Below are 26,445 nucleotides of genomic sequence, written 5' to 3'. Positions count from 1 at the left end.
ACTTAGCAGGAGCTAAACATGGCACAGAAAAAGGGCGGCGGCTCTACGCGAAACGGACGCGACTCAGAATCGAAGCGTCTGGGCGTCAAGGCATTCGGCGGTGAATTGATCCCCGCCGGTTCGATCATCGTGCGTCAGCGCGGCACCCGTTTCCACGCTGGCGTGAACGTCGGCATGGGCAAGGACCACACCCTGTTCGCGCTGGTCGACGGCAAGGTTCAATTCGGCTTCAAGGGCGCGTTGAACAAGCAGACCGTTTCGATCGTCGCCGCCGAGTAATCGGCAAGAGCACGGTCAGCAACGCGGTCCGCCGCGTTCGGCAAAGCCCTGTCGCATGCGGCAGGGCTTTTTTGTTTCAAGGCAGCGGCCGGGACGTCCCGCCCTGCCCTCACTTTTCATACGCACGGACACCATGAAATTCGTAGACGAAGCCACCATCGAGGTCGTCGCCGGCAAAGGCGGCAATGGCGTGGCGAGCTTTCGCCGCGAAAAGTTCATCCCCAAGGGCGGCCCGGACGGCGGCGACGGCGGTCGCGGCGGCTCCATCTACGCGGTGGCCGACCGCAACATCAATACGCTGATCGATTTCCGCTACGCCCGCCTGCACCGCGCCAAGAACGGCGAAAACGGCCGCGGCTCGGACCAGTACGGCGCGGCCGCGCCCGACATCACGCTGCGCGTGCCGGTCGGCACCGTCATCCATGACGCGGAAACCGGCGAAGTCCTGTTCGACCTGAACCAGCACGACCAGAAGGTGGTGCTGGCCGCCGGCGGCCAGGGCGGCATGGGCAACATCCATTTCAAGTCCAGCGTGAACCGCGCGCCGCGCCAGTGGACGCCGGGCAAGGAAGGCGAGCACCGCTACCTGCGCATGGAGCTGAAGGTGCTGGCCGACGTGGGCCTGCTCGGCCTGCCCAACGCCGGCAAGTCCACCCTGATCACCCGCATCTCCAACGCCAAGCCGAAGATCGCGGACTACCCGTTCACCACGCTGCATCCCAACCTGGGCGTGGTGCGCACCTCGCCGTCGCGCAGTTTCGTCGTGGCCGACATTCCCGGCCTGATCGAAGGCGCCTCCGAGGGCGCCGGCCTGGGCCACCTGTTCCTGCGCCACCTGGCGCGCACCCGTGTGCTGCTGCACCTGGTGGACGTGTCCACGCCCGATCCCGATGCGGACCCGGTCGAACAGGCCGTCACCGATGCCCGCGCCATCGTCGAGGAGCTGCGCCGCTACGATCCCGAGCTGGCCGCCAAGCCGCGCTGGCTGGTGCTGAACAAGCTGGACATGGTGGCCGACCCCGAGGACACCAAGCGCCGCTTCCTGGAGCTGTACGGCTGGAAGGGCCCGGTGTTCGGCATCTCCGGCCTGTCCGGCGAGGGCACGCAGGACCTGATCTACGCGCTGCAGGATTACCTGGACGCCGAGCGTGAAAAGGAACAGCTGGCGCAGGACCAGGCCGATGGCAGCTACGTGGCGCCGGACCCCCGCTTCGACGACAAGCGCTCGGACGCCGACCCGCGTTCCACGCCGCGCAGCGGCGACGAATAAGCCATAATCGCAGTCCTTACGATTACGCCTTTTTTCCGCGCCGCAGCCCGCCGCCATCATGTCTGCCGAATCACCCGCAGTTTCCGTCGTCTCACAAGCTCAGCGCCTCGTCGCCAAAGTCGGCTCGTCGCTGGTCACCAACGAAGGCCGCGGCCTGGACCGCGCCGCCGTGGCCCACTGGGCCGCGCAGATCGCCGCCCTGCACAAGCAGGGCAAGCAGGTCGTGCTGGTCTCCAGCGGCGCCATCGCTGAAGGCATGGCGCGCCTGGGCTGGCGCAAGCGCCCGTCGGTGATGCATGAGCTGCAGGCCGCCGCCGCCGTGGGCCAGATGGGCCTATGCCAGGCCTACGAGGCCGCGTTCGCCGAATTCGGCCTGCGCACCGCGCAGATCCTGCTGACCCACGAAGACCTGGCCGACCGCCACCGCTACCTGAACGCGCGCAGCACGCTGTTCGCGCTGCTGCGCCTGGGCGTGGTGCCCATCGTGAACGAAAACGACACGGTGGTCACCGATGAAATCCGGCTGGGCGACAACGACACGCTGGGCGCGCTGGTCACCAACCTGATCGAAGCCGACACGCTGATCATCCTGACGGACCAGCGCGGCCTGTACGATTCCGACCCCCGCAAGAATCCCGACGCCAAGTTCATGGCGCACGCCCAGGCCGGCGATCCGGCGCTGGAAGCCATGGCCGGCGGCGCCGGCAGCGGCATCGGCACCGGCGGCATGCTGACCAAGGTGCTGGCGGCCAAGCGCGCCGCCCACAGCGGCGCGCACACGGTGATTGCGTCCGGCCGCGAGCGTAACGTGCTCACGCGGCTGGCCGAAGGCGAATGCATAGGCAGCGAACTGCGCGCCGTGCTGCCGGTGTGGTCGGCGCGCAAGCAATGGCTGGCCGACCACCTGCGCCTGCGCGGCCGCGTGGTGCTGGACGACGGCGCCGTGCGGGCGCTGCTGCGCGAAGGCAAGAGCCTGCTGCCCATCGGCGTGACCGACGTGGAAGGCGAGTTCGGCCGCGGCGACGTGGTGGCCTGCGTGGATAGCCAGGGACATGAATGCGCACGCGGGCTGATCAATTATTCGTCGGCCGATACGCGGCGCATCCTGCGCCAGCCTTCGTCTCAGATTGCGCGCATTCTGGGCAGCATGACCGAACCGGAACTCATGCACCGGGACAACCTGGTGGTGCTGTAGCGGCAAGGCGCTAACTGCCGTCGGGCAGCAGCATATAGCCCCAGCCGCGCACCGCGAGCACCGGAAATTCCACATTGAGGCGGCGCGCCTTGGCGCGCAGCCGCGACACCAGCACGTCCACCCGCCGCATGCCGACCTGCGAGCCGCGCACTTCCTCGGGCAGCAGCGCTTCGCGCGGCAGCCTGTGGCCGGGCGCGTTCAGCAGGCGGACGAGAAACGCACATTCAGCCGCAGTCAGGGGCACGCGCTGGCCGGCAGGCCCGGCCAGCGCGCCGGCCTGCAGGTCGACGCGCCACGGCGAGCCGCCCCGGCGCCCGCGCCGGCACAGGCTGCGCAGCAAGGCATCCCATTCCGGCCCGGGCATGCCGGCTTCGACGCAGACGTCCACGCCGGCATCCAGCGCCGCGATGCGCCGCTCGACCGTGACGCCGCCGCGCACCCGCCAGACCAGCGCCGCCGCCGGCACCGCGCGGCCCAGCGAAACCACGCGCTCGGCCACGTCCGGCCAACTGCCCTGCAACACCAGCACATCGACCATCTGGGCCTGCAGGCCGTCCAGTAGCGCCGCCAGGGAATCAAACGCGCAAACCGTCCAATGGAACGTGCGCAACATTGCGACCAGATCGCGAGCTGCACCATCGCTTGCGAGTACGAAAACGCTGCCTCGTTGCTGCATGCCGTCCTCCTGCCCATCAATACGTTTATCACTTAGGTAATATTTATAACTACCAACGTAAACTAACGCCACGCTTCAATCGCTTTGTGAAGACATTCTCGGACCGGCTGAAGCATGCGCGTCTTTTGCGTGGCCACACGCAGAAAACGCTCGCCCGTATGGCGCGCCTTTCGCAAAGCGCCATCGGCAGCTATGAGAGCGGACTGCGGCATTCCAGCCGTTCTTCGCGCAAGCTGGCGCAGGTGCTGAAGGTCGAAGCCGAATGGCTGGAGACCGGCAAGGGCCCGATGGAACTGCCCATGGACGGGTACGACCTGAGCGACACGCTACCGGTCACCGGCGTGGCGGAAGGTCCGCCGCGCGCCAGCGGCCGGCATCGTCCGCATGCGCCCTGGCCGTTCTTCAATATATCGCCAGCCCAGGTGGAATCGCTCACATCCGACGAACGCATCGGACTGGAAGCCATTGCGCAGACCTATATCGAACAGGTCCTGCGCATCCGCCGCAACGCCAAGCCGCGCGGCCGCAAGAGCGGCTGACGATCGGGGCCGTATCGTGGTCCTATTTCAAACGAAAAAAAGCCCGCCGTAGCGGGCTTTCGTGCGCGAGCCGATCAGGGCTTGGCGGCCGGCGTCGTGCTGGTGGCGGGCACCGCGGCGTCGCCGCGGATCTTGGCGGCGATTTCCGAAGCGGCCTTGGCCGAGGGCACGCCGAAGGCCAGCACGCCGCGGTTCAGCGGTTCGCCGATCAGCGGAGCGGCGACCAGTTCGCGGTCGATCACCAGCGCCAGCATGTTGCCGACGTTCTTGGAGCTGACGTCGTTGAGCTTGCGCGCGCCGGCTTCGGAGAAGCGCAGGCCCACGAAGTTCTGGCCCTGGCGGTCGACCAGCGCGGCGGCGTCGGTCAGGTCGGCGCGCGTGAGCACGGGCACTTCCTGCATGTAGAGCTTGCCGTCGGGCAGGCTGATTTCACGCAGGCCCGCGCCGGGCTGCTTGTGGGCCAGGTAGAAGTCCACGCTGGCGGCGGTGGCGGGCGTGGTCGATTGCTGGCCGGCCGCGGGCGCGGTGGCGCCGGTGTCGGAGGTCTTGGTCGGGGCGGTCTTGCAACCCGCTAGCGCCAACGTCACGACAACCAGGGCGGGCGCCAATTTGCGTAAGGTAAGTTGCATGCTCGATTCCTTCTCAAGTGGACTAAGACCAGGTCGCGGCGCGCGCCCGGCACGTCTGAAAAGTGTACCGAACCTGAATCGGCGTGTCGCCGCAGTCTGATTCCAATTGTAAAGCGGTAATACCAGCCTGCTCGCCGGCCGCGCACGCCGCGATTCGTCGGAATCGCCCGCCAGCATCTATACTCCGCTTTCGTGCAGGGGTACTCGCCGCGGCTTAAACGCCGCGACGTGTTGAGAGAGTCCCTTCGTACCAGTACGGATAATGCCGATGCTGGGAGCCGTATTTCCGTCCGCCCGCGCGCGGCGGAAATTCCTTCCCGATCGGCTCCAACCACTCGCTTGGAGCTTTCCATGAACGCAAATCCCAAATTCCTGGCCGCCACCGCAGAAGTGGACGCGGCCGCCGTCGCGCCGCTGCCCAAATCGCGCAAGGTGTACGAAACCGGTTCGCGGCCCGACATCCGCGTGCCGTTTCGCGAGATCGAACAGGCCGACACGCCGACCATGTTCGGCGGCGAGAAGAACCCGCCGCTCACGGTCTATGACTGCAGCGGCCCCTATACCGACCCGAACGTGCGCATCGACATCCGCCGCGGCCTGCCCGAAGTGCGCCGCGCCTGGATCGAGGAACGCGGCGACACCGAGGTGCTGGCCGGCCCCACCAGCGACTACGGCAAGGCGCGCCTGGCCGATCCCAAGCTGACGGCCATGCGCTTCGACCTGCAGCGCCCGCCGCGCCGCGCCAAGGCCGGCGCCAACGTGACCCAGATGCACTATGCGCGCCGCGGCATCGTCACGCCGGAAATGGAATACGTGGCGATCCGCGAAAGCCTGCGCCGCGAGCAATACCTGCAGTCGCTGCGCGACAGCGGCCCCGACGGCGAGAAGATGGTCAAGCGCCTGCTGCGCCAGCATCCCGGCCAATCGTTCGGCGCCTCGATTCCCGCGGCCATCACGCCCGAATTCGTGCGCGACGAGATCGCGCGCGGCCGCGCCATCATCCCGGCCAACATCAACCACCCCGAAATCGAGCCGATGGCCATCGGCCGCAATTTCCTGGTGAAGATCAACGCCAACATCGGCAACTCCGCGGTCAGCTCCGGCATCGGCGAGGAAGTCGAGAAAATGACCTGGGCGATCCGCTGGGGCGGCGACACGGTCATGGACCTGTCCACCGGCAAGCACATCCACGAAACGCGCGAATGGATCATCCGCAACTCGCCCGTGCCCATCGGCACCGTGCCGATCTACCAGGCGCTGGAGAAGGTCGACGGCAAGGCGGAGGAACTGACCTGGGAAATCTTCCGCGACACCCTGATCGAACAGGCCGAGCAAGGCGTGGACTACTTCACCATCCACGCCGGCGTGCGCCTGCCGTTCATCCCCATGACCGCCGACCGCATGACCGGCATCGTCTCGCGCGGCGGCTCCATCATGGCGAAGTGGTGCCTGGCCCACCACAAGGAAAGCTTCCTCTACGAGCGCTTCGAGGAAATCTGCGAAATCATGAAGGCCTACGACGTCAGCTTCTCGCTGGGCGACGGCCTGCGTCCCGGCTCGGGCTACGACGCCAACGACGAAGCGCAATTCGCCGAACTCAAGACCCTGGGCGAGCTGACCCAGGTGGCCTGGAAGCACGACGTGCAGGTCATGATCGAAGGCCCCGGCCACGTGCCGATGCAGATGATCAAGGAAAACATGGAGCTGCAGCTGGAGCACTGCCACGAGGCGCCGTTCTACACGCTGGGCCCCCTGACCACCGACATCGCCCCGGGCTACGACCACATCACCTCCGGCATCGGCGCGGCGCTGATCGGCTGGTACGGCACGGCGATGCTCTGTTACGTCACGCCGAAGGAGCACCTGGGCCTGCCGAACAAGAAGGACGTGAAGGACGGCATCATCACCTACAAAATCGCCGCCCATGCCGCCGACCTGGCCAAGGGCCACCCCGGCGCCGCGATCCGCGACAACGCCCTGTCCAAGGCGCGCTTCGAGTTCCGCTGGGACGATCAGTTCAACCTGGGCCTGGACCCCGACACCGCCAAGGAGTTCCACGACGAGACCCTGCCCAAGGACTCGATGAAAGTCGCGCACTTCTGCTCCATGTGCGGCCCGCACTTCTGCAGCATGAAGATCACGCAGGACGTGCGCGATTACGCCGCGGCGCAGGGCGTGAGCGAGAAGGACGCGCTGCAGAAGGGGATGCAGGAGAAGTCGGTGGAGTTCGTGAAGAAGGGAGCCGAGGTTTATCACCGGCAGTGACAGGCGGCGCGTCGCGTCGTAGGATGGGTGCAGCGCGAGAGTCCTTAAGCAAGAACTCAAATATCCAACGCGCGTAACCCATCAGGCGGCGCCAGCCGCCGTTTTTCGTGGCAAGAGACAAAGCCGGCTCCCGCCGGCCGATGGGTTACGCGCGATGAGCATCCGGTTCCTTGCCCGGATGCTCTCGCGCTGCACCCATCCTACAGAAGCTTCCCGGGATTCATGATCCCGGCCGGGTCCAGCACCGCCTTGATCTGGCGCATCAAGCGCAGCTCCAGCGGGTCCTTGCTGTGCAGGAAATGCGCCCGCTTGAGCTGCCCGATCCCGTGCTCCGCCGAAATACTCCCGCCGTAGCGGTTCACCTCGTCCAGCACGGCGTCCGTGATCGCCTCTCCATGCACCGCCACCCAGTCGCGGTCGGCGCCGGCCGGCCGCGACAGGTTGTAGTGCAGGTTGCCGTCGCCGAAATGGCCGAAGATGAACGGACGGATGTCCGGGAACAGCGCCCGCACCCGCGCCTCGGCCGATTCCATGAATTCCGGGATGCGTTCGATGGGCAGCGACACATCGTGCTTGAGGTGCGGACCGTCGGCGCGCTGCGCTTCTGAGATCTCTTCGCGCAGCTTCCACAGCGCCTGCAGTTGCGCCAGCGACGCCGACACCGCCGCGTCCAGGCACAGCCCGCGCTCCAGCGCGGCGCCGATCACGTTCTCCAGCAGATTCGTCAGGGCCGCCTCGTCGGCGGTATCGGCCAGTTCCACCAGCACATAGCCCGGGTAGCGCTGCGCGAAAGGCTCCTGCACGCCTTCGGCGTGCGCCAGCACCAGGTCCAGGCAATCGCCCGAAAAGTACTCGAAGGCCTGCAGGCGCGCGCCGCACTGCTCGAACAGGATCTCGAACAGCTGCAGGGCCTGCGCCGGCGACTCCACCGCGGCCAGCACCACCGAGCGCACGTCGGTGCGCGGGAACAGGCGCAGCGCCACCGCCGTGATCACGCCCAGCGTGCCTTCCGAGCCGATCAGCAGCTGCTTGAGGTCGTAGCCGGTATTGTCCTTGCGCAGCGTGCGCAGGCCGTGGAAGATTTCGCCGGTGGGCAGCACCGCTTCCAGGCCCAGCACCAGTTCGCGCGCCATGCCGTAGCGCACCACGTTCACGCCGCCGGCGTTGGTGGCCACGTTGCCGCCGATCTGGCTGGAATCCTCCGCCGCCAGGCTGAGCGGCAGCAGGCGGCCGGCTTCCTGGGCCGCGCGGCGCAGGTTGCCGAGGATGGCGCCGGCTTCCGCCACCATCGTGTTGGCCACGGTGTCGATGGCGCGCACGGCGTTCATGCGGTCCAGGCTGAGCACCACGTTGGCCGCGCCCGCGTCCGGCGTGGCGCCGCCGCACAGCCCGGTGTTGCCGCCGCGCGGCACCACCGGCACGCCGGCCTGCTGGCACAGCGCCAGGCAGGTCGCGACTTCTTCGGTCCTGCGCGGGCGCACCACGGCCTGGGCCTGGCCCTTGTAAAGGCCGCGCCAGTCGGAAAGCCAGGGCGCGATGTCGGCCTCGGCGGTGAGAACGGTGTCGGGGCCCAGGGCCTGGACCAGGCGTTGCGTGAAGTCGGTTGCGCTCATGATGTCTGCCTTGCGGCCGGAAAGAAGAGTTCGAGGTTCAGGCGGCTGGCCGCCTGCTGCAAATGCCGGGTGGCCGCCAGCCGGGCGCGCTCGGCGTCGCCGGCGCTGATGGCCTCGAACACGGCCACGTGCTCCTGGTGCACGGCCGCGGTCAGGCCGGCCTGGCGGCGGCTGTTGCTGCGCGCGGTGCTGACGGCAAGGCGCAGCTGCAGGTTGAGGTACTGCAGCAGATCCTGGTAGTAGCGGTTGTGGGTGGCCGCGGCGATCGCGACGTGGAACGCGATGTCGTGCTCCACGCCCTGCTCCGGATCGTCCAGATGCTGCTGCAGCGCGGCCAGGGCCTGCCCCATGGCCGCCAGGTCCGCGGCGTTGCGGCGCAGCGCCGCCAGCGCGGCCGCGCCGCCTTCCAGTTCCATGCGCAGTTCGTACACGCTGGCCAATTGTTCGCGGTCGGCGATGCCAGCCGACACCTGAAAGCCCTGCGCGCCGGTGCGCGACACCACCACGCTGCCCGAGCCCTGGCGGCTCTGGATCAGGCCCTGGGCGCGCAGGCGCTCGGTGGCCTCGCGGATGACGGCGGCGCTGACGCCGTACTGCTGCGCCAGGACGCGCCCGGGCGGCAGCTTGGCGCCCACGGGATGGGCGCCCTCGGCGATGTCGCCCGCGATCCGGCGGGCGACCTGTTCGGTCAGGGTCAGGCTCTTGCTCAGCATGGAGCGATTATAGACAGACTTTTCAGGTTATCTGATAACTTTATTGAAAACGATGCCCGCATACCGGTGCGGCGTTTCAGGCCACCGCGCGCGCGCCGTCCGGCAGCACGCCGCCATCGGCCGCGCCCGGCTCGCCGCCGCCGGCCACCGCGCAGCAGCGTCCGCCGCGCGCCTTGGCGCGATACAGCGCGGCGTCGGCGGAATCCAGCGCCGCCTGCGGGCTGCGGTTGGCCCCCGACACGATGGAGATGCCGATGGACAGGCCCACGCTGACGCGGGTGCCGTCGGCCAGCGTGATCGGCTGCGAGACGTCGTGCAGCAGGTGCTCGCCCAGGCGCAGTGCGGAGGTGGCGTCGATGCCGGTCACCAGCACGATGAATTCGTCGCCGCCGATGCGCGCGGCCATGTCGTCGACCCGCAGCATGGCGCGCATGCGCTGGCCGATGGTCATGAGCACCTGGTCGCCCGCGGCATGGCCGTAGGTGTCGTTGATGAGCTTGAAGTCGTCCATGTCCATGTACAGCAGCGCCGCCGAGCTGTCCTGGCTGCGCGCGCTGGCGCAGACGCGTTCGAGCGCGGCCTGCAGGCCGGCGCGGTTGGCCAGGCCGGTCAGCGCGTCCTGGCTGGCGCGGCGTTCGCTGTCGCGCTCGGCCAGCATGGTCGACACCAGGATGCGGTTGAGCCGGTGCGACGCGATGCTCATGCTGACCAGGTAGAACGGGATCTGGATGAACACGATGGCGGTGACGTATTCGCCCGTGAACAGCGCGCCCAGGCACATCGGCCCCAGGCTGAGGAAGATCATGGCGCCGACCAGCCGCGGCGCGCCGTAGTTGCGAAAGCAGATGCCGCCGGCCATGGCGCCGCAGGACACCCCGGCCAGCGTGGCGGCCAGCCAGTCGCCGTTGAGGAAGGTGACGAAGACGCCGTAGCCCACGCTGAAGGCCCACAGCAGGGCCAGCAGGATGTAGATGTCGGTATGGGTGTTGCCGCCGCGGGGCGCGGCCTTCAGCGCGGAGCGCAGCACGGTCACCCGGACCACGGCCAGCAGGACTTCCATCGCCAGCCAGGACAGGTACAGCGGCTCGGGACGCCGCCAGGCGACCACGCCCGAGATCATCAGGGTGTTGATGACGCCGCCGGCGAAGATCGGCAGCGTGCCGAACAGGCTGGCGATCAGCGCCGCGCGGATGTCCGCCGGCGTATCGTGCCCGGAATGCGTGAGCCAGCGCGTCAGGCGCCATCTGGGCAAGCTGAACTTCAGTGCAGTATCCACGCTGTCACGTCCCTGGCCACGTCCATCCGGTTTCAGATGGGCAGGCTGGCGTTATAGCAGGTCTGTGACGCCTTTAGTATTGTCCGCGGGTTCAATACCCGGGCCGGTTCATCGCCCGCGATGGCCGCAGACGGCGCACTCCGGATCGCGCTGCACGTTGACGCTGCGCCATTGCATGGTGCGCACGTCCAGCCACAGCAGCCGCCCCGACAGGCTCTCGCCCACGCCGGACAGCAGCTTGAGGGCCTCCGCGGCCTGCATGCTGCCGATGATGCCCACCACCGGCGCGAACACGCCCATGGTGGCGCAATTGGCCTCTTCGACGTCGTCGGCTTCGGGAAACAGGCAGTGGTAGCAGGGCGCGTCGTCGTCGCGCAGGTCGTAGACGCTGACCTGGCCGTCGAAGCGGATCGCGGCCCCGGACACCAGCGGCTTGCGGTGCTGGACGCAGGCGCGGTTGATGGCGTGGCGGGTGGTGAAGTTGTCGGTGCAGTCCAGCACCAGGTCGGCCTGCGCGACCGCGTCCGACAGGGCCTGGCCCGCGAGCCGCTCGACGCGGGCGTGGACCCGCGTCTGCGGATTGAAGGCCGCCAGCATGTCGCGCCCGGACTCGGCCTTGCGGCGGCCGACGCTGGCGTTGGTGTGCAGGATCTGGCGCTGCAGGTTGCTGAGCTCGACGACGTCGTCGTCGGCCAGGGTGATGTCGCCCACGCCGGCGGTGGCCAGGTAGAGCGCGGCAGGCGAACCCAGTCCACCCGCCCCCACGATGAGCACACGCGCCGCCAGCAGTTTTTCCTGCCCTTCTATGCCCAGCTCGTCGAGCAGGATGTGGCGGGCGTAGCGCAGCAGTTGCTCGTCGTTCATTTGGTCTTGACGGGCTCGACTCCGGTCGGCGTGATCGTCATGCGCTGGGCGGCGCCCACGCCGGGCTTGGAATCGGCCTTGGCCTGGGCGCGGGCCGAACCCTTCTGCACCGGCTTGCCGGCCAGCAGGTTCAGCGCCTGCTGCAGCTGGAAGTCGTCCTTGCCGCCGAATTCGAACACCTTGGCCGGCACGTCGACGTTGTCCTGGTCGGCGTTGGATTTCACTTCGTTGGCCGTCTGCTGGTTCGACAGGTGGCGCTGCAGGTCGGCTTCGCGCGGCAGGCGGAACAGGTCGCCGTCGGCGGTGTCGGCCACGACGTAGTCGGGCTCGATGCCGGTGGCCTGGATCGAGCGGCCGCTGGGCGTGAAGTAGCGCGAGGTGGTGAGCTTGACCGCGGTGGTTTCCGACAGCGGCAGGATCACCTGCACCGAGCCCTTGCCGAAGCTGCGGTTGCCCAGGACCTTGGCGCGCTTGTGGTCCTGCAGCGCGCCGGCCACGATCTCGGAAGCCGAGGCCGAACCGACGTTGACCAGCACCACCATCGGCACCTTCTTGGTCCAGGCCGGCAGGCCGGCCAGGTAGTTGCTTTCGCCGCGGGCGTACTCGGACGGGGTGGCCAGGTACTTGTGGCGCGCGTCGGGCGTGCGGCCGTCGGTGGACACCACCAGCGCATCGGGCGGCAGGAAGGCGCCGGCCACGCCGATGGCGCTGGTCAGCAGGCCGCCCGGGTCGTTGCGCAGGTCCAGCACCAGGCCCTTGGGAGCTTCCTTGGCGCCCAGGTCCTTGAGCTGCTTGGCCAGGTCCGCGCCGGTCTTTTCCTGGAACTGGGCGATGCGCACGTAGCCCACGCCGTTGTCCAGCATCTTGCTGCGCACGCTGCGCACCTTGATGATGTCGCGCACGATTTTCAGCACGATGGGCTGCGGACGGTCGGCGCGCATGATGGTCAGCGTGATCGGCGACTTGGGCGCGCCGCGCATCAGCTTGACCGCGTCGTTGAGCGTCATGCCCTTGGTGGGCGTGTCGTCGATCTTGATGATGAGGTCGCCGGCCATTACGCCGGCGCGCGCGGCGGGCGTGTCCTCGATGGGCGAGATCACCTTGACGAAGCCGTCCTCGGCGCCGACCTCGATGCCCAGCCCGCCGAACTCGCCCTGCGTGGCCGTCTGCATTTCGCGGAACGCGTCGGCATCCAGGTAGGCGGAGTGGGGGTCCAGGTTCGACACCATGCCGGAGATGGCATTGTCGATCAGGGTCTTGTCGTCGACGGCCTCGACGTAGTTGTTCTTGATGGCGGCAAATACGTTGCTCAGTTGCCTGAGCTCGTCCAGAGGCAGGGGACTGCCGCGCTGCGCGACTGCCGTCACGCCCACGCTGAGCAACACACCAGCCACCGCACCGATGGCAATCAGACCGAAACCGCGAAACTTACGAGTGCCCATGCACACTTCCCGAATTGTGTTTTCGCCGATGGGTTGGGGTTTGGTAGGGTTTGGAATTTACCAACGGTTTTCTACCAACGACACATAATTGCCAACGACACGCATTTGCCGACGGCGCTTACTGCGCCAGCCACTGGGCTGGATCGACAGGCGCGCCGCGATGGCGAATTTCAAAGTATAGGCCGGATTCCACTTGGCCGCCGGTTGCGCCGACCGTGGCGATCGTGTCGCCACCCGTCACCGAATCTCCCACCCGCTTGAGCAGGCTTTGGTTGTAAGCATAGACGGTCAGGTACTGCTGCCCATGATCCACAATGATGAGGTTGCCGAAACCGCGCAGCCAATCGGCGTAGACCACGGTGCCGGGCGCCACCACCTTGACCGGCGTGCCCTCGGGCGCGCGCAGCACCACGCCGCGCCAGACGCCGCCGTCGGGGCGGTCGACCCCGAAGCGGCCCTGCACCTGGCCGCGCACCGGCATGGCCAGGCCGCGGCGCAGGCCGTTGCCGCCGCCCAGCGGCGCGGCGCGCGCCGTCTGCTGCGCAGACTCGCTGCGGGTTGGAGCGGGTTTCTCGGGCGCGGGTTCCGCTTTCTGCGGCGCCGGCTCGGGTTTTTCCACGGGCGGTGCCGGCGGCACGATCACGCGGGATTCGCGCTGTTCGGCCGGACGCAGGCCGGCGGCGTCCGGATCGGCCAGGGCCACCGGGCCGCGGTTCTGGCGCGAGGCCGCCTCGACCTGCTCGCGGGCCTGGGCCGCTTCACGGGCGTCGCGGGCGTCGCGTTCGCGCCGCGCCTTGTCGGCGGCGGCCAGGCGGTCCGCCTCGGCTTTCTTGCGGGCCTGTTCGGCCTCGGCCTGCTTGCGGGCGGCTTCGGCGGCCGCGCGGCGCGCTTCCTCGGCCCGGCGGGCCTCTTCGGCCTTTCTGCGGGCTTCTTCGGCCTTGCGCGCCTCTTCGATCTGGCGGGCGATGGCCGCGTCCAGGTCGGTAATCAGGCGCGACAGGCGCTGGTCGTCGCGGCCCAGCTTGTTGGCCTCGGCGCGCTGGGCGGCGATCTGGCCTTCCAGCTGCGCCAGCAGCGTGGCGCGCTCTTTCTGCTGCGCGACCAGCGCGGTTTTCTGTTCGGAGGTCTCGGCCACGACCTTTTCGATCTCGGCGCGCCGGGCGTCGGCGCGCCCCTGCAGCGCGGCCAGGCGGTCGATGTCGGCCCTCAGGGCCTGCACCGCGGCGGCGCGGGCGCGCGAGACGTAATCCAGGTAGCCCAGGTTGCGTCCCAGCACCTGGGGATCGTCGCCGGACAGCAGCGCGGTCCAGGGCGACAGGCCGCTGGTGTACTGCGTGCGCAGCTGCTCGGCCAGTTCGGTGCGGCGCTTGGCCAGCACGGCCTGCTGGGCGTCGATCTGCTGTTCCAGGCCGGCCAGGTCGGACTGGGCCTGGCGGTTGGCCTCGGCCAGTTCACGCAGGCGCAGGTTGATCCGGGAAATGGCCGACTCGGACTGCTTGAGCGCGTCGGCCGCTTCCTTGCGGGCGGCCTCGCGGTCGTCGATTTCCTTCTGCAGGTTTTCGATGCGGTCGCGCAGGGCGGCCTGCTGCCTTTCGGCATCGGACTGACGGCCGGCAAGGTCGTCGGTTGCGGCGCCGGCCGGCAACGCCCCTCCGGCCAGCATGACCGCCAACAACAACCCCGCCGCGCGACACATGGAAATATCAGTCCTTCTGTGGATATCAGCCCTTCTTGGCCTTGCCCTGGGCGGCCACGGCCGCCATGGCAGCCTCGATCTCGGCCGCATCGCCCAGATAATAGTGGCGGATGGGCTTCAGGTCATCATCCAATTCATACACCAGCGGCTGCCCGGTGGGGATGTTGAGGTTGACGATGTCGTCGTCCGACACATTGTCCAGATGCTTGATCAGGGCGCGCAGGCTGTTGCCGTGGGCGGCGATGAGCACCTTGCGGCCGGCGCGGATGGCCGGGGCGATGGATTCGTTCCAGAACGGCAGCACGCGGGCCACGGTGTCCTTCAGGCACTCGGTGGCCGGCAGCTGGTCGGCCGGGATGCGCGCGTAGCGGCTGTCGAAGCGCGGGTGGCGTTCGTCGTCCAGCGACAGCGGTTCCGGGGCGATGGCGTAGGCGCGGCGCCAGATCAGCACTTGCTCGTCGCCGTACTTGGCCGCGGTTTCGGACTTGTTCAGGCCCTGCAGCGCGCCGTAGTGGCGTTCGTTCAGGCGCCAGTTCACGCCCACGGGGGTGTACATGGCGTCCATGGCGTCCAGGGCGATCCACAGGGTGCGGATGGCGCGCTTGAGCACCGAGGTGTAGGCCAGGTCGAAGGTGTAGCCCTCTTTCTTGAGGAGCTCGCCGGCCTTGCGGGCCTGCTCGCGGCCGGTATCGGTCAGGTCCACGTCGGTCCAGCCGGTGAAGCGGTTTTCCAGGTTCCACTGGCTTTCGCCGTGGCGCATCAGGACAAGTTTATGCATGGTTAGGCGCGCGTTTATCGCGGGTTAAAGTTAGGAAATGGTCTGGGAATGCGCTCATTTTATAATTGAGTGATTTTGCCCTTGATTCGGCCCTGGCGCACCCCGATTTCGGTCCGGCTCGCCCAGGGTTCGCCAATACCAGGCTAGCCGCCGCTCTTCAGGATGCCCCGTGGACCTTCTGCAATTCTTGCTCGATAAAAACAACATCTTCATTGTCGCCGTCGCCGTGGTTTCCGGCGTGATGCTGGTCATTCCGGCCCTGCGCCGCGGCCGCGCCGGCTCGGCCGTCAGCACGGGCGAAGCCATCCAGATGGTCAACCAGCGCCAGGCCGTGTGGGTCGACGTGCGCCCCGCCGAGCAGTTCCAGGCCGGCCACATCGCCCAGGCACGGAATGTGCCGGCCGCCGAGCTGGAGCAGAAGGCAGCCTCTCTACCCAAGAACAAGCCTCTGGTGGTAGTTTGCGACAACGGCCGGGATTCGGCCCGCGCCGCCGCCAAGCTGCGCGCGCAGGGCTACACCGACGTGGTGCCGCTGGAAGGCGGCATGCGCGCCTGGGCCGCCGCCAGCCTGCCCGTCACCCGCAAGGGTTGAATCCCAGGGCTGCGCCCCCATCTGCCCATACTTGTATCCACAGCACAGGAGCGCCCATGAAAAAAGTCGTCATGTACAGCAAGGACTATTGCCCGTTTTGCGCGCGCGCCAAGTCGCTGCTGGAACAACGTGGCGTGACCGACCTGGAACTGATCCAGATCGACCGTGACCCGGCCCAGCGCGACGTCATGATCCAGCGCACCGGCCGGCGCACCGTGCCGCAGATTTTCATCGGCGATACCCATGTCGGCGGTTGCGACGACCTGATGGCGCTGGACCGCGCAGGCGGCCTGGCTCCTCTGCTGGCCGGCTGAACCCGCTCCCTTTTTGCCCCTCCCACCAACGGAAACACTCATGGCTGATCAAGACCAAAACACCCAGCAAGAAGGCAGCAACGACGCGCCCTCGTTCAATCTGCAGCGCGTCTACCTGAAAGACCTTTCGCTGGAAATGCCGAACGCGCCTCACGTCTTCCTGGAGCAAGAAGCGCCCCAGGTCGAAGTGAGCATCACCGTGGGCGGGCAGCGCCTGGCCGAGACCGTGTTCGAGACCACGGTCACCGTGACCGTCACCACCCGCGTCAACGAAAAGGTCGTGTACCTGGTCGAAGGCACGCAGGCCGGCATCTTCGAGGCCGCCAACATCCCCGAAGAGCAGCTCGACCCGCTGCTGGGCATCGTCTGCCCGACCATGCTGTACCCGTACCTGCGCGCCAACATCGCCGACGCGATCACCCGCACCTCGATGCCGCCGCTGCACCTGACCGAAGTCAACTTCCAGGCCCTGTACGAGCAGCGCCTGGCCGAACTGCAGCAACAGCAGAACGCGGCCAACGGCAATGGCAACGGCGGCGACTCGGGCATCATCCTGCCCCCCGGCGCGACCCGCCAGTAAGCAAGCCGCCCCATGAAGCCCACCCCGCGCCTGCGCGTCGCCGTCCTGGGTGCGGGAAGCTGGGGCACCGCGCTGGCGGCGGCCGCCAGCCGCCGCCACGCCACCGTGCTCTGGGCGCGCGACGCCGCCCAGGCGGCCGACATGGCCGCCACGCATGAAAATGCGCGCTACCTGCCTGGCGTTCCCCTGCCCCAGGCCCTGACTATTTCCTCCGATCTCGACGCCACCCTGCGCAGCCTGCAGGACGACGGCGCGCAAGCCCTCATCGTGCTGGGCGTGCCCGTGGCCGGGCTGACCGCGCTGTGCGGCGAGCTGTCGCGCCGGCTGCCCGCGCTGGGATTGCAGGACACCCCCATCGTCTGGACGTGCAAGGGCTTCGAAGCCGACACGGCCAGGCTGCCCCACGAAATCATGCGCGAGGCCCTGCCCGGCGCCGTCGGCGGCGCCCTGTCCGGCCCCTCGTTCGCGCGCGAAGTCGCGCAGGGCCTGCCCGTGGCGCTCACCGTCGCCAGCGACAGCCCGGCGCTGCGCGCGGCCACCATCGCCGCCTTCCACGGCGCGGCGCTGCGCGTCTACGCCAGCACCGACCTGGTCGGCGTGGAAGTGGGCGGGGCGCTGAAGAACGTCATCGCCGTGGCCTGCGGCATCTGCGACGGCCTGGCCCTGGGCACCAATGCGCGCGCCGCGCTGATCACCCGCGGCCTGGCCGAGATGACCCGCTTCGGCGTCGCGCTGGGCGCGCAGGCCGAGACCTTCGCCGGCCTGACCGGCCTGGGCGACCTGGTGCTGACCGCCACCGGCGAACTCTCGCGCAACCGCCGCGTCGGCCTGGAAATCGGCGCCGGCCGCAAGCTGGCCGACATCCTGGCCAGCGGCATCACCGCCGAAGGCGTGCGCTGCGCGCGCGCGGCCCTGGAGCGGGCGCGCGCCATCCAGGTCGAACTTCCGATCACCGAGGCCGTCTGCGCCGTGCTGTTCGACGGCGTGGCCCCCATGACGGCGGTCTCCGCCCTGCTCGCCCGCGACGCCCGCTACGAAAGCGGCGCGGGCCTGCCGGACGAATCGCCCAGCTGACCCACGACCCGACATCCCATACACCGAGGAGACACGCTACATGACGCAAACCCGCAAGTTCCGGGTCGGCCAGCTGCTACGCGGCCTGTGCCTGAGCCTGGCCGCCATCCTGCCGGCCGCCGCCCACGCCGACTGGCCCGACCGCCCCATCCATATGGTCGTGCCGTTCCCGCCCGGGTCCTCGCCCGACCTGCTGGCGCGCACGATTTCCGAGCCGCTGTCCCAGGCCCTGGGCCAGCCCATCGTGATCGACAACAAGCCGGGCGCCGGCGGCAACATCGGCACCCGCGTGGTGGCCCAGTCCAAGCCCGACGGCTACACGCTGCTCTACACGATCAACGGCCCGCTGGTCACTGCGCCCACGCTCTACAAGAAAACCCTGGGCTACGACCCGCTGCGCGACCTGGCGCCGGTGTCCCTGGTGGGCACCAGCCCCAACGTGCTGGTCGTGCCCGCCGGCCTGCAGGTCGACAACGTCAAGGACTTCGTCGCGCTGGTCAAGCAGCGCGGCAATTCGCTGAACTACGGCTCCGTGGGTCCGGGCAGCTCGGCCCACCTGGCGATGGAGATGTTCAAGGAAAGCGCCGGCGTCGACCTGGCGCACATCCCCTATTCGGGCTTTCCGCAGGTCATCACCGCCATCATCGGCGGCGACGTGCAGGCCGGCTTCATGGTGCCCGCCATCGCCGTGCCCCAGGCGCGCGACGGCAAGGTCAAGCTGCTGGCCGTGACCAGCCTGCAGCCCAGCGACGCGCTGCCGGGCGTGCCGACCATGGCGTCCCAGGGCTATCCGGATTTCGAGGCGATTTCGTGGAACGCCGTGCTGGTCCCGGCCGGCACGCCCACCCCGATCATCGAACGGCTCAACAGCGAACTGGCCCGCATCATCGACAGCGAAGCCGTGCGCAAGCAACTGGCGCTGCAGTACTTCACGCCGGCGCCGTCCACCCCCGAAGCCCTGACCGCGCGGATCAAGAATGAAAAGGCGCGGTGGGACCAGGTCATCGAAAAGCTGAAGCTGTCGCTGGCTTGAGCGGATGGCGGGGACGCGCGGATCGTAGGATGAGTGCAGCGCGCGGCTTTCTGGGCAAGGATCTGGTTGGCCAGCGCGCGTAACCCATCGGCCGGCGAGAGCCGGCTTTGTCTCTTGCCACGAAAAACGGCGGCTGGCGCCGCCTGATGGGTTACGCGCGTTCGATATTTGAGTTCTTGCTTGAGGGCTCTCGCGCTGCACCCATCCTACACCCCCCCTTCATACCCCTGCTGGCGCCAGGCCTCGAACACCGTGACGGCCACGGCGTTGGACAGGTTGAGGCTGCGCTGGCCGGCGCGCATGGGCAGGCGCAGGCGCTGCTGGGGCGGGAACAGCGCCTTGTGCGCTTCCGAAAGGCCGGCGGTTTCGCGGCCGAACACGAACACATCGCCCGGCTTGAAGCCGACGTCGGCCACGCTGCGCTGCGCATGCGTGGTCAGCGCGTAGATGCTGGACGGGGCGGCGCCGGTGTCGGCCAGGGCCTCTTCCAGGCTGTCATGCACCCGGACCGGCTGCCATTCGTGGTAATCCAGCCCCGCGCGGCGCATGCGGGCGTCATCCAGTTCGAAGCCCAGCGGGCGCACCAGGTGCAGCTGCGCGCCGGTATTGGCGCACAGGCGGATGGCGTTGCCGGTATTGGGCGGGATCTCGGGGCAGACCAGGATGACGTGAAACATGGCGGATGAAGCGGATGGCCGGGATGCCGGCATTGTCGCCGATTTGCCGGCCCCCCGGACGCTACGGCGTGCGCGCCGCCACCAGCAGCGTCACCTCGGCCGCGCCGGCGGCCAGCAGCGCGGCGGCCGCGGCGTCGGCCGTGCTGCCCGTGGTCATGACGTCGTCCACCACGGCCACGTGCCGGCCTTGCACGCCGCCTGCGCAGGCGAACACGCCCACCGCGCCGCGACGCCGGGCCTGGCGGCTCCTGCCGGTCTGGCGCGGCGTTTCGCGCCGCCGCAGCAATACGCCGTGCGCCAGGGGCAGGTCCAGTTCCGCGGCCAGCCCGCGGGCGATCTCGGCGGCGGGATTCATGCCGCGCCGCAGGAGCGAGGCCCGTCCCGCCGGCACCGGCAATAGCAGGGCGCCGGCCGGCAGGCGGCCGTCGCGCGCGACGGCGGCGGCGATCAGCCGCGCCAGCACCGGCGCCATGCTGAGCCGGAGCTGGACCTTGAGCATCCGGACCAGGGCGTCGGCGGGCGGCTCGTAGTCGAAGGCCGCCACGGTGCGCGCGAAGGCCCGGGGCGTGCCCAGGCAGGCGGCGCAGCAGGGCGCGCCAGGCCGTAGCCGCAGCGCGCAACGCGGGCAGCGCGGCGGCGCGTCCGGCGCCACGTAGAGGATGTCGGCCTCGCAGCCGGCGCAAAGTCTGGCCCCGGCCACCCGCGCGCCGCACAGCGGGCAGTCGCAGCCGATCCGGGACAGCAGGCGCCGCCCCATGCCGCGTAGGGACAATCGGGGCCCGCGGCCAGGATGCGTAATAATGGATGCCATTCCTCATGAAACCATGATCCGCCGCGCCCGCAGGGCGCAGGCGCGACCGAAATGTCCCTGCCCGAACCCGCAACGCTACCCACCCTGCCCATCGTCAGCGCCGACGTGCCCAGGCAGTTCGCCCGCCGCGGCGATCTTGCCGAGGCCCAGTTCCTGTACGGCGAAATCGCCCGCCGCATGCTCGGCCGCCTGCAATACATCCGCCTGCAGCCGCAGGCCATGCTGGACGCGGGCTGCGGCGCCGGCGACAACCTGCCCCTGCTGCGCGAACGCTATCCCGAGGCCGCCTACACCGGGCTGGACAATTGCGGCCCGCTGCTGGACGAGGCCCGCAGGCGCCACGCGCCGGCCGGCCTGTCGGCCTGGATCGGCAAGCTGGCGCGCCGCGGCCCGCCCGCCCCGGCCTTCGTGCAGGCCGACCTGGCGGCCACGGGGCTGGCGCCCGAATCGCTGGAGCTGGTGTGGTCCAACCTGGCCATGCACTGGCACCGCGCGCCGCACGCCGTGCTGGCGGAATGGCGGCGCATCCTGAAGGTGGGCGGGCTGGCCATGTTTTCCTGTCTGGGACCGGCCACGCTGCGGGAGCTGCGCCAGGCGCTGGACGACGCCGGGCTGCGCACGGCCACGCCGTCCTTCGTGGACATGCACGATTTCGGCGATCTGCTGGTGGAAAACGGCTTTGCCGACCCGGTGATGGACCAGGAGATCCTGACCCTGACCTACCGCAGTCCCGAAAAGCTGCTGCAGGACGTGCGCGCGCTGGGCGGCAACCCCGCCGAAGGCCGGCGCGGCGGGCTGGTGGGCCGGGACTGGCGCGACCGGCTGTGCGCCGCGCTGGAGGCGCAACGGCGCCCGGACGGCGTGATCGCGCTAAGCATCGAAGTGGCCTATGGCCACGCCTGGCGCGCCGCCGCGCACCGCACGACGGCGGGCGAGACCCGCCTGTCGGTCAGCGCGATCGGCGGGCGCCAGCGCGGCAACCCCTGAAGCGGGGTTGCGCGGCAGGCTAGTGCAGACGGTCCGGCATGGGCACGCTGACCCCGGGCTCGGAGGCCGGCAGGGCCTGCATGGGCTCGGACGTGGCCCGGATACGGCGGCGCAGCACCGCGGTGGGCTCGGCCGGCGCCTGGGCGCCGGCGGCCACGCCGCGCCAGGCGTTGGACATGGCCTCGACCAGCAGCGGCAGGTCGCGCAGGCGGTGGAACTGGCTGCGCAGCCAGCGCGAATCGTTGCCGCTGCGCATGGACTCGTCGCGCAACGTGGCGATCATGTCGCCCGTGCCCAGCTCTTCGGCCACCGGCATCAGGCGCTGGAACAGCACCCGCAGATGGTCCATCAGGCGCAGGCGCTGGCCGTCCGGCGTGACGTAGCTGCCCTGCAGGCCGAAACGGCAGGCCTGGAAGTGGTTGCTGCGGTAGGACAGCCAGGCGTTGTCGCTGGGATCGTCCTCGCGCATCAGCAGCACCGCCAGGGCCTGGGCGAAGGCAGCGATCTGGCAGGCGCGCTCGACCGTCAGCGGGGTATCGCAGACGCGGATCTCGACCGTGCCGAACTCCGGCTTGGGGCGGATGTCCCAGTACAGGTCCTTGATGCTCTCGGCCAGGCCGTAGGCGCGCAGCTGCGCCAGATGGGCCTCGAACTGATACCAGTCCTTGACCTCGGGCGGCATGTGGCCGGCCAGCGGGAAGCTGTTGACCGCGTTCAGGCGCGAGCAGGCGAACAGCGTGTCCACGCCCTCGCAGTACGGCGACGAGGCCGACAGCGCGATGAAGTGCGGCACGTAGGGCGACAGGCGGCGCAGCAGCTTGATGGAGTCGTCGCCGTTTCGGACGCCCAGGTGGATGTGCTGGCCGAAGACAGTAAATTGACGCGCCAGGTAACCATACATTTCGGCCAGGTACTGGAAGCGCGGCGTGTCGGAAATGGAGCGCTCCTGCCAGCGCATGAAGGGATGGGCGCCGCCGCCCGCAACGGACACACCGACGGCGTCGGCCGCCTCGACAAGCGCATCGCGCATCTCGCGCATCTCGGCCAGCAGGCCCATCGGGTGCTCGTGCACCGACGAATTCAATTCGATCATCGAGCGCGTGATTTCCGGTTTGACGCGGTCGGCGATGGGGTGGTTGGCCATCTGGGCCAGCAGCTCGTCAGAGGCTGCGGTAAGGTCAAAACTGCGGGGGTCGATCAGTTGCAGCTCGAGCTCGATGCCCAGGGTGTTGGGGGCCGACGAAATGAACGGAATCTGTTCCATCTCGGACTCCTTTGAATGTTTGATGAGGGAGTGCGCCGTTCGACCTTGAAGCCCGGCAACTTCCCGGGGGGCACTAGACGGCAGCTTGTGCTTGCATGATAGCCGCTACTTTGTGGCAAAACGAAGGAAAATCGTGACATTTATGTGCAACATCAGGAAACCTTCGGTTTTTCCCTGCGAGAGAAAGTGAGCGAGCGCTTACCGCATAGAAATGGCGCGGGTTTCCGGCCTGCGGCGCTCGCCAGGCCAGTCTGGACGGGGCTTCGGAGGATGAGAGGGATAACCCTATATAGGGTTATCCCCAATAAATTTGAGGCCTGCCGGGCTACTTGCGCCAGAAGATCGGCGTGAACAGCACCAGCACGGTCAGCAGCTCGAGGCGGCCGATCAGCATGGCGAAGGTGCAGACCCAGATCTGGAAGTCGGACAGCACCGCGAAATTGCCCATGGGGCCGACCGGGCCCAGGCCGGGACCGGTGTTGTTGATGCTGGCGAACACGGCCGAGAACGCCGTGATCGGGTCCAGGCCTGACAGCAGCAGGAGGCTGGTGAACACGGCGATGGACAGGCCGTAGAACAGCATGAAGGCCAGCACCGAGGACATGGTGCGGGCTTCGACCGCCCTGCCGTTGATCCGCACCGGGCTGACCGCGTGCGGGTGCAGCATGGTCACCAGTTCGTTGCGGGCCTGCTTGACCAGCAGGATGGCGCGGATGATCTTGATGCCGCCCCCGGTGGACCCGGCCGAGGTGGCCACGCCCGACAGCAGCAGCATCGTCAGCGGCGCGAACAGCGGCCACTGCGCGAAATCGGTGTTGGCGTAGCCGGTCGTGGTGGCCATGGAGATGGTGTTGAACATCCCGTAGCGCAGCGCCTGCAGCGGATCGGCATAGACGCCTTTCCAGAAAATGAAAACGGAGATGACCAGCCCCGTCCCCAGCACCAGGACCAGGTACGGAATCGCCTGGGGGCAGATCACATAGGCCCGCAGGCTGCGCTGGCGCAAGGCGTTGAAATGGGTGGCGAAGTTGATGCCGGCGATCAGCATGAACACCATCGCCACCATTTCCACGGCCACCGAATCGAAATGGGCGAAGCCGTCGTCCCAGGTGGAGAAGCCGCCCAGCCCCATGGTCGTGGCCATGTGGCACCAGGCCTCGAACCACGACAGGCCGACCGCGCGGTAGGCCAGGAAGCACAGAATGGAGAAGGCGAAATACACGGCGTACAGCGCCTTGGCCGTGCTGGCGATGCGCGGCGTCAGCCGTTCGTCCTTCATCGGCCCCGGCGTTTCGGCCCGCACCACCTGGTGGCCGCCCACGCCGAGCAGCGGCAGAATGGCCACGGCCAGCACCAGGATGCCCATGCCGCCCACCCAGATCAGGGTGGCGCGCCACAGGTTGATGGAGGCCGGCAGCGCATCCAGGTTGGACAGGACCGTGGCGCCGGTGGTGGTCAGGCCCGACATGGCCTCGAAATAGGCGCCGGTGAACGACAGCGGCAGCCCCGCCCCATGAAAGTAGAGCAGCAGCGGAATGGCCGCCAGCAGCGGCAGGCCGGCCCAGACCGCCGACACCAGCACGAAGCCGTCGCGCGCGCGCAGCTCGCAGCGGGCGCGGCGGGTCAGCACCGCCAGGCCGCCGCCGATGCCCACCGAGATCAGGAATCCGTCCAGGAAAGCGTCGCGCGCCGCGTCGCCGCCCACATAGGCCACGCCCAGCGGGATCAGCATGGTGAGCGCGAACATCACCATCGTCAGGCCCAGGATGTAGAGGGTCGCCAGGACGCGCTTCATGGATCAGAAGAACGACGCCGAGACTTGGAACAGCTTTTCGACGCGCGGCATCTGCCGGCGCGAGGGCACGAAGACGATGACGTGGTCGTCCGATTCGATTTCGGTATCCGCATCGGGCAGGATGATCTCGTCGCCGCGCACCAGCGCGCCGATGCTGGCGCCCTTGGGCAGGCTGATCTGACCCACCTTGCGCCCGACCACCTTGGAATTGGAGCGGTCGCCGTGGGCGATGGCTTCCAGCGCCTCGGCCACGCCCTGGCGCAGGCGGTGCACCGCGGCCACGTCGCCGCGGCGCACGTGGCGCAGCAGCTCGCTCATGGTGGCCTGGGACGGCGATACCGCGATGTCGATATGGCTGCCCTGCATCAGTTCGCCATAGGCCTGGCGGTTGATCAGCGCGATCACCTTGCGCGCGCCCAGGCGCTTGGCCAGCAGCGAGGACATGATGTTGTCCTCGTCGTCGCTGGTGAGCGCCAGCCAGGTGTCCATGTCCTCGATGCTTTCGCGTTCCAGCAGGGCCTCGTCGGTGCCGCTGCCGTGCAGGACCAGCACGCTGTCGGGCAGCTGCGTGGCCAGGTACTCGCAGCGCTTGAGGTCGCGCTCGATGATGCGCACGCTGTATTGCTCCTCGGCCAGCTCGCGCGCCAGGCGCAGGCCGATATTGCCGCCGCCGGCGATCATCACCCGGCGCACGTCGCGCTCGGCTTCGCGCAGCTGGCGCACCGCCCGGCGCGCGTCGCGCGAGTCCACCACCAGCACCACTTCGTCGCCCGGGGCGATGACGGTGCCGCTGCCGGCGCGCAGCGGCCGTCCGCCGCGCAGCACGTCGATGACGCGGGCCTTCACGTCGGGCCAGACGTCGCGCAGCCGATCCACCGGCGAATGCGCCATCGGGCTGCCGTGCCCGACCCGCACCGTCACGACGCTGACGCGGCCTTCGGCGAATTCCACCACCTGCAGGGCTTCGGGGAACTCGATCAGGCTGTGCAGGTAGGTGGTGACGCTGCGCTCGGGACTGATGAGCGCGTCGATACAGAAGCCCTCTTCGCTCATGAGCTCGGGATGCTCGGCGAACTCCACCGAGCGGATCCGGGCGATGCGGCGGGGGATGTTGAACAGCTGGCGCGCGATCTTGCAGGCCACCATATTGGCCGTGTCGGAGGCCGCACAGGCGATCAGCAGGTCGGTGTCGGCGGCGCCGGCGGCTTCCAGCACCGACACCTGCGAGCCGTCGCCATGGACCACGCGCAGGTCGAAGTGTTCTTGCAGGTACTGAAGCTGGGCGGGATCGGAATCGACGACCGTGATGTCGTTCTCTTCGGACACCAGGTTCTCGGCCACGCTGGTTCCCACGCGGCCAGCGCCCATGATCAGGATCTTCATGTGCTCCGCTTGCGGGCGGACTCGATGCCCAATTGCTTGAGCTTGCGGTAGAGGTGGGTGCGCTCCAGGCCGGTGCGCTCCGACACCCGGGTCATGCTGTGGCTTTCGCGGACCAGGTGGTATTCGAAGTAGATGCGCTCGAATTCGTCGCGCGCCTCACGCAGCGGCTGGTCCAGCGAGATGCTGCCCAGCTGGCCGTTGGAGGTGGCCGGGATCTCGTTGGCCGGCGCGGCGGCGGCCAGGGCGGGGGGATCGAGTTCGTCTTCGAGCGCCACGGCGGGGCTGGCGGCCGCCGGATGCGCGGCCACGGGCGCCGGATGCGGCGCGCGTCCGCGCGCCAGGCCGGCGGCCACGGTTTTCAGCAGGCGCTGCAGCGTGATGGGTTTTTCGAGGAAATCCATGGCGCCGATGCGCGTGGCCTCGACCGCCGTGTCGATGGTGGCATGGCCGCTCATCATGATGACGGGCATGTCCAGCAGGCCTTGCGAGCCCCATTCCTTGAGCAGGCTGACGCCGTCGGTGTCGGGCATCCAGATGTCCAGCAGCACCAGGTCGGGACGCATGCGCAGCCTTGCCGCGCGCGCCTGCGCGGCGTTTTCAGCCAGCTCGACCGTGTGTCCTTCGTCGTAAAGGATCTCCGACAAAAGCTCGCGAATACCGACTTCGTCGTCAACCACCAGAATTCTGGCCATAAAGCATC

Annotated in this window: 26 protein-coding genes; 11 read left to right on the top strand and 15 right to left on the bottom strand. The window is 68.4% G+C overall.

What is annotated here, in order from left to right:
• Positions 1 to 18 precede the first annotated feature (18 nt).
• From rpmA to proB, 3 genes are all read left to right on the top strand, one after another.
• Positions 19 to 279, top strand: coding sequence for a 50S ribosomal protein L27 (gene rpmA, locus C1I89_RS26245; RefSeq protein WP_006389959.1), 261 nt, complete (start codon positions 19 to 21; stop codon positions 277 to 279).
• A gap of 133 nt (positions 280 to 412) precedes the next feature.
• Positions 413 to 1,549 carry a GTPase ObgE gene (obgE, locus tag C1I89_RS26240; RefSeq protein ID WP_102775315.1) on the top strand — a complete coding sequence of 379 codons (1,137 nt, stop codon included), beginning with the start codon at positions 413 to 415 and terminating at the stop codon, positions 1,547 to 1,549.
• Positions 1,550 to 1,607: 58 nt separating this feature from the next.
• Positions 1,608 to 2,744: a glutamate 5-kinase gene (gene proB, locus C1I89_RS26235; protein WP_102775314.1), complete on the top strand. Its 1,137-nt coding sequence runs from the start codon at positions 1,608 to 1,610 to the stop codon at positions 2,742 to 2,744.
• Between the two features lie 10 nt (positions 2,745 to 2,754).
• Here the strand turns inward: proB and C1I89_RS26230 are convergent, their stop codons facing one another.
• Positions 2,755 to 3,420, bottom strand: coding sequence for a winged helix-turn-helix domain-containing protein (locus tag C1I89_RS26230; RefSeq protein ID WP_102775313.1), 666 nt, complete (start codon positions 3,418 to 3,420; stop codon positions 2,755 to 2,757).
• 86 nt (positions 3,421 to 3,506) lie between these two features.
• Between C1I89_RS26230 and C1I89_RS26225 the strand changes: the two genes are divergently transcribed.
• The gene (locus C1I89_RS26225; RefSeq protein ID WP_102775312.1) at positions 3,507 to 3,959 is read left to right on the top strand and encodes a helix-turn-helix domain-containing protein; all 453 of its coding nucleotides are present in this window, start codon (positions 3,507 to 3,509) and stop codon (positions 3,957 to 3,959) included.
• 74 nt (positions 3,960 to 4,033) lie between these two features.
• Here the strand turns inward: C1I89_RS26225 and C1I89_RS26220 are convergent, their stop codons facing one another.
• Positions 4,034 to 4,588 (bottom strand): SecDF P1 head subdomain-containing protein, encoded by a 555-nt coding sequence (locus tag C1I89_RS26220; RefSeq protein WP_102775311.1) that lies wholly within the window; start codon positions 4,586 to 4,588, stop codon positions 4,034 to 4,036.
• A 351-nt stretch (positions 4,589 to 4,939) separates the two neighbouring features.
• Between C1I89_RS26220 and thiC the strand changes: the two genes are divergently transcribed.
• A complete protein-coding gene (gene thiC, locus C1I89_RS26215; protein WP_102775310.1) occupies positions 4,940 to 6,853 on the top strand; it encodes a phosphomethylpyrimidine synthase ThiC in 1,914 nt (637 codons plus the stop codon).
• 200 nt (positions 6,854 to 7,053) lie between these two features.
• Here thiC and C1I89_RS26210 read toward each other — a convergent pair whose 3' ends face one another.
• From C1I89_RS26210 to gpmA, 7 genes are all read right to left on the bottom strand, one after another.
• Positions 7,054 to 8,466 carry an FAD-binding oxidoreductase gene (locus C1I89_RS26210; protein ID WP_102775309.1) on the bottom strand — a complete coding sequence of 471 codons (1,413 nt, stop codon included), beginning with the start codon at positions 8,464 to 8,466 and terminating at the stop codon, positions 7,054 to 7,056.
• The gene (locus C1I89_RS26205; RefSeq protein WP_102775308.1) at positions 8,463 to 9,179 is read right to left on the bottom strand and encodes a FadR/GntR family transcriptional regulator; all 717 of its coding nucleotides are present in this window, start codon (positions 9,177 to 9,179) and stop codon (positions 8,463 to 8,465) included. The genes C1I89_RS26210 and C1I89_RS26205 overlap by 4 nt, the downstream gene beginning before the upstream one ends.
• 76 nt (positions 9,180 to 9,255) lie before the next feature.
• On the bottom strand, positions 9,256 to 10,455 hold the full coding sequence (locus tag C1I89_RS26200) for a GGDEF domain-containing protein (protein WP_102775307.1): 1,200 nt from the start codon (positions 10,453 to 10,455) through the stop codon (positions 9,256 to 9,258).
• 108 nt (positions 10,456 to 10,563) lie between these two features.
• A complete protein-coding gene (locus tag C1I89_RS26195; RefSeq protein WP_102775306.1) occupies positions 10,564 to 11,319 on the bottom strand; it encodes a HesA/MoeB/ThiF family protein in 756 nt (251 codons plus the stop codon).
• Positions 11,316 to 12,761, bottom strand: a complete 1,446-nt coding sequence (locus C1I89_RS26190; protein ID WP_102775305.1) for a S41 family peptidase — start codon at positions 12,759 to 12,761, stop codon at positions 11,316 to 11,318. The genes C1I89_RS26195 and C1I89_RS26190 overlap by 4 nt, the downstream gene beginning before the upstream one ends.
• A 118-nt stretch (positions 12,762 to 12,879) precedes the next feature.
• Entirely contained in the window at positions 12,880 to 14,457 is a 1,578-nt protein-coding gene (locus C1I89_RS26185) for a murein hydrolase activator EnvC family protein (protein WP_102775304.1), read from the bottom strand.
• A 25-nt stretch (positions 14,458 to 14,482) separates the two neighbouring features.
• Complete coding sequence (gene gpmA, locus C1I89_RS26180; protein WP_102775303.1) at positions 14,483 to 15,235, bottom strand: 2,3-diphosphoglycerate-dependent phosphoglycerate mutase; 753 nt, start codon at positions 15,233 to 15,235, stop codon at positions 14,483 to 14,485.
• A 169-nt stretch (positions 15,236 to 15,404) separates the two neighbouring features.
• On the opposite strand from gpmA, the gene C1I89_RS26175 reads away from it, so the two are divergent.
• The 5 genes from C1I89_RS26175 to C1I89_RS26155 are packed head-to-tail and all read left to right on the top strand — an operon-like array spanning position 15,405 to position 18,828.
• The gene (locus tag C1I89_RS26175; protein WP_168202277.1) at positions 15,405 to 15,827 is read left to right on the top strand and encodes a rhodanese-like domain-containing protein; all 423 of its coding nucleotides are present in this window, start codon (positions 15,405 to 15,407) and stop codon (positions 15,825 to 15,827) included.
• 56 nt (positions 15,828 to 15,883) lie between these two features.
• A complete protein-coding gene (gene grxC, locus C1I89_RS26170; RefSeq protein WP_102775302.1) occupies positions 15,884 to 16,141 on the top strand; it encodes a glutaredoxin 3 in 258 nt (85 codons plus the stop codon).
• A 40-nt stretch (positions 16,142 to 16,181) separates the two neighbouring features.
• Positions 16,182 to 16,721, top strand: coding sequence for a protein-export chaperone SecB (gene secB, locus C1I89_RS26165; protein WP_102775301.1), 540 nt, complete (start codon positions 16,182 to 16,184; stop codon positions 16,719 to 16,721).
• A gap of 12 nt (positions 16,722 to 16,733) precedes the next feature.
• Positions 16,734 to 17,795: an NAD(P)H-dependent glycerol-3-phosphate dehydrogenase gene (locus C1I89_RS26160; RefSeq protein WP_102775300.1), complete on the top strand. Its 1,062-nt coding sequence runs from the start codon at positions 16,734 to 16,736 to the stop codon at positions 17,793 to 17,795.
• Between the two features lie 40 nt (positions 17,796 to 17,835).
• The gene (locus C1I89_RS26155) at positions 17,836 to 18,828 is read left to right on the top strand and encodes a Bug family tripartite tricarboxylate transporter substrate binding protein (RefSeq protein ID WP_102775299.1); all 993 of its coding nucleotides are present in this window, start codon (positions 17,836 to 17,838) and stop codon (positions 18,826 to 18,828) included.
• A 206-nt stretch (positions 18,829 to 19,034) separates the two neighbouring features.
• On the opposite strand, the gene C1I89_RS26150 is transcribed toward C1I89_RS26155, so the two are convergent.
• Both C1I89_RS26150 and C1I89_RS26145 read right to left on the bottom strand, forming a co-directional pair.
• Positions 19,035 to 19,505, bottom strand: a complete 471-nt coding sequence (locus C1I89_RS26150) for a tRNA (cytidine(34)-2'-O)-methyltransferase (protein WP_102775298.1) — start codon at positions 19,503 to 19,505, stop codon at positions 19,035 to 19,037.
• Positions 19,506 to 19,566: 61 nt separating this feature from the next.
• Positions 19,567 to 20,277: a ComF family protein gene (locus C1I89_RS26145; protein ID WP_308810290.1), complete on the bottom strand. Its 711-nt coding sequence runs from the start codon at positions 20,275 to 20,277 to the stop codon at positions 19,567 to 19,569.
• Positions 20,278 to 20,367: 90 nt separating this feature from the next.
• Here C1I89_RS26145 and C1I89_RS26140 point away from each other — a divergent pair, with 90 nt between their 5' ends.
• Entirely contained in the window at positions 20,368 to 21,303 is a 936-nt protein-coding gene (locus C1I89_RS26140) for a methyltransferase domain-containing protein (protein ID WP_102775296.1), read from the top strand.
• A gap of 19 nt (positions 21,304 to 21,322) precedes the next feature.
• Here C1I89_RS26140 and C1I89_RS26135 read toward each other — a convergent pair whose 3' ends face one another.
• From C1I89_RS26135 to C1I89_RS26120, 4 genes are all read right to left on the bottom strand, one after another.
• Positions 21,323 to 22,567: a YbdK family carboxylate-amine ligase gene (locus C1I89_RS26135; protein ID WP_102775295.1), complete on the bottom strand. Its 1,245-nt coding sequence runs from the start codon at positions 22,565 to 22,567 to the stop codon at positions 21,323 to 21,325.
• Positions 22,568 to 22,892: 325 nt separating this feature from the next.
• On the bottom strand, positions 22,893 to 24,362 hold the full coding sequence (locus C1I89_RS26130) for a TrkH family potassium uptake protein (RefSeq protein ID WP_102775294.1): 1,470 nt from the start codon (positions 24,360 to 24,362) through the stop codon (positions 22,893 to 22,895).
• A gap of 3 nt (positions 24,363 to 24,365) precedes the next feature.
• Complete coding sequence (gene trkA / locus C1I89_RS26125; RefSeq protein WP_102775293.1) at positions 24,366 to 25,745, bottom strand: Trk system potassium transporter TrkA; 1,380 nt, start codon at positions 25,743 to 25,745, stop codon at positions 24,366 to 24,368.
• The gene (locus tag C1I89_RS26120; RefSeq protein WP_102775292.1) at positions 25,742 to 26,437 is read right to left on the bottom strand and encodes a response regulator; all 696 of its coding nucleotides are present in this window, start codon (positions 26,435 to 26,437) and stop codon (positions 25,742 to 25,744) included. Before C1I89_RS26120 ends, trkA begins: the two co-directional genes overlap by 4 nt.
• Between the last annotated feature and the right edge of the window lie 8 nt (positions 26,438 to 26,445).

The sequence above is a fragment of the Achromobacter pulmonis genome, from assembly GCF_002885955.2.
Classification (GTDB): domain Bacteria; phylum Pseudomonadota; class Gammaproteobacteria; order Burkholderiales; family Burkholderiaceae_B; genus Achromobacter; species Achromobacter pulmonis_A.
The sequence above is the reverse complement of the archived record's forward strand: the minus strand, read 5'-3'. Positions and strand labels throughout refer to the sequence as shown.

What these genes read in the sequence shown, in the direction of transcription:
- proB (WP_102775314.1), top strand. Translation starts at nt 1,608, where the DNA reads ATGTCTGCCGAATCACCCGCAGTTTCCGTCGTCTCACAAGCTCAGCGC.
- secB (WP_102775301.1), top strand. Translation starts at nt 16,182, where the DNA reads ATGGCTGATCAAGACCAAAACACCCAGCAAGAAGGCAGCAACGACGCG.
- C1I89_RS26190 (WP_102775305.1), bottom strand. Translation starts at nt 12,761, where the DNA reads ATGGGCACTCGTAAGTTTCGCGGTTTCGGTCTGATTGCCATCGGTGCG.
- C1I89_RS26205 (WP_102775308.1), bottom strand. Translation starts at nt 9,179, where the DNA reads ATGCTGAGCAAGAGCCTGACCCTGACCGAACAGGTCGCCCGCCGGATC.
- C1I89_RS26155 (WP_102775299.1), top strand. Translation starts at nt 17,836, where the DNA reads ATGACGCAAACCCGCAAGTTCCGGGTCGGCCAGCTGCTACGCGGCCTG.
- thiC (WP_102775310.1), top strand. Translation starts at nt 4,940, where the DNA reads ATGAACGCAAATCCCAAATTCCTGGCCGCCACCGCAGAAGTGGACGCG.
- C1I89_RS26140 (WP_102775296.1), top strand. Translation starts at nt 20,368, where the DNA reads ATGTCCCTGCCCGAACCCGCAACGCTACCCACCCTGCCCATCGTCAGC.
- trkA (WP_102775293.1), bottom strand. Translation starts at nt 25,745, where the DNA reads ATGAAGATCCTGATCATGGGCGCTGGCCGCGTGGGAACCAGCGTGGCC.
- obgE (WP_102775315.1), top strand. Translation starts at nt 413, where the DNA reads ATGAAATTCGTAGACGAAGCCACCATCGAGGTCGTCGCCGGCAAAGGC.
- grxC (WP_102775302.1), top strand. Translation starts at nt 15,884, where the DNA reads ATGAAAAAAGTCGTCATGTACAGCAAGGACTATTGCCCGTTTTGCGCG.
- C1I89_RS26135 (WP_102775295.1), bottom strand. Translation starts at nt 22,567, where the DNA reads ATGGAACAGATTCCGTTCATTTCGTCGGCCCCCAACACCCTGGGCATC.
- C1I89_RS26230 (WP_102775313.1), bottom strand. Translation starts at nt 3,420, where the DNA reads ATGCAGCAACGAGGCAGCGTTTTCGTACTCGCAAGCGATGGTGCAGCT.
- rpmA (WP_006389959.1), top strand. Translation starts at nt 19, where the DNA reads ATGGCACAGAAAAAGGGCGGCGGCTCTACGCGAAACGGACGCGACTCA.
- gpmA (WP_102775303.1), bottom strand. Translation starts at nt 15,235, where the DNA reads ATGCATAAACTTGTCCTGATGCGCCACGGCGAAAGCCAGTGGAACCTG.
- C1I89_RS26220 (WP_102775311.1), bottom strand. Translation starts at nt 4,588, where the DNA reads ATGCAACTTACCTTACGCAAATTGGCGCCCGCCCTGGTTGTCGTGACG.
- C1I89_RS26160 (WP_102775300.1), top strand. Translation starts at nt 16,734, where the DNA reads ATGAAGCCCACCCCGCGCCTGCGCGTCGCCGTCCTGGGTGCGGGAAGC.
- C1I89_RS26150 (WP_102775298.1), bottom strand. Translation starts at nt 19,505, where the DNA reads ATGTTTCACGTCATCCTGGTCTGCCCCGAGATCCCGCCCAATACCGGC.
- C1I89_RS26210 (WP_102775309.1), bottom strand. Translation starts at nt 8,466, where the DNA reads ATGAGCGCAACCGACTTCACGCAACGCCTGGTCCAGGCCCTGGGCCCC.
- C1I89_RS26130 (WP_102775294.1), bottom strand. Translation starts at nt 24,362, where the DNA reads ATGAAGCGCGTCCTGGCGACCCTCTACATCCTGGGCCTGACGATGGTG.
- C1I89_RS26195 (WP_102775306.1), bottom strand. Translation starts at nt 11,319, where the DNA reads ATGAACGACGAGCAACTGCTGCGCTACGCCCGCCACATCCTGCTCGAC.
- C1I89_RS26185 (WP_102775304.1), bottom strand. Translation starts at nt 14,457, where the DNA reads ATGTGTCGCGCGGCGGGGTTGTTGTTGGCGGTCATGCTGGCCGGAGGG.
- C1I89_RS26120 (WP_102775292.1), bottom strand. Translation starts at nt 26,437, where the DNA reads ATGGCCAGAATTCTGGTGGTTGACGACGAAGTCGGTATTCGCGAGCTT.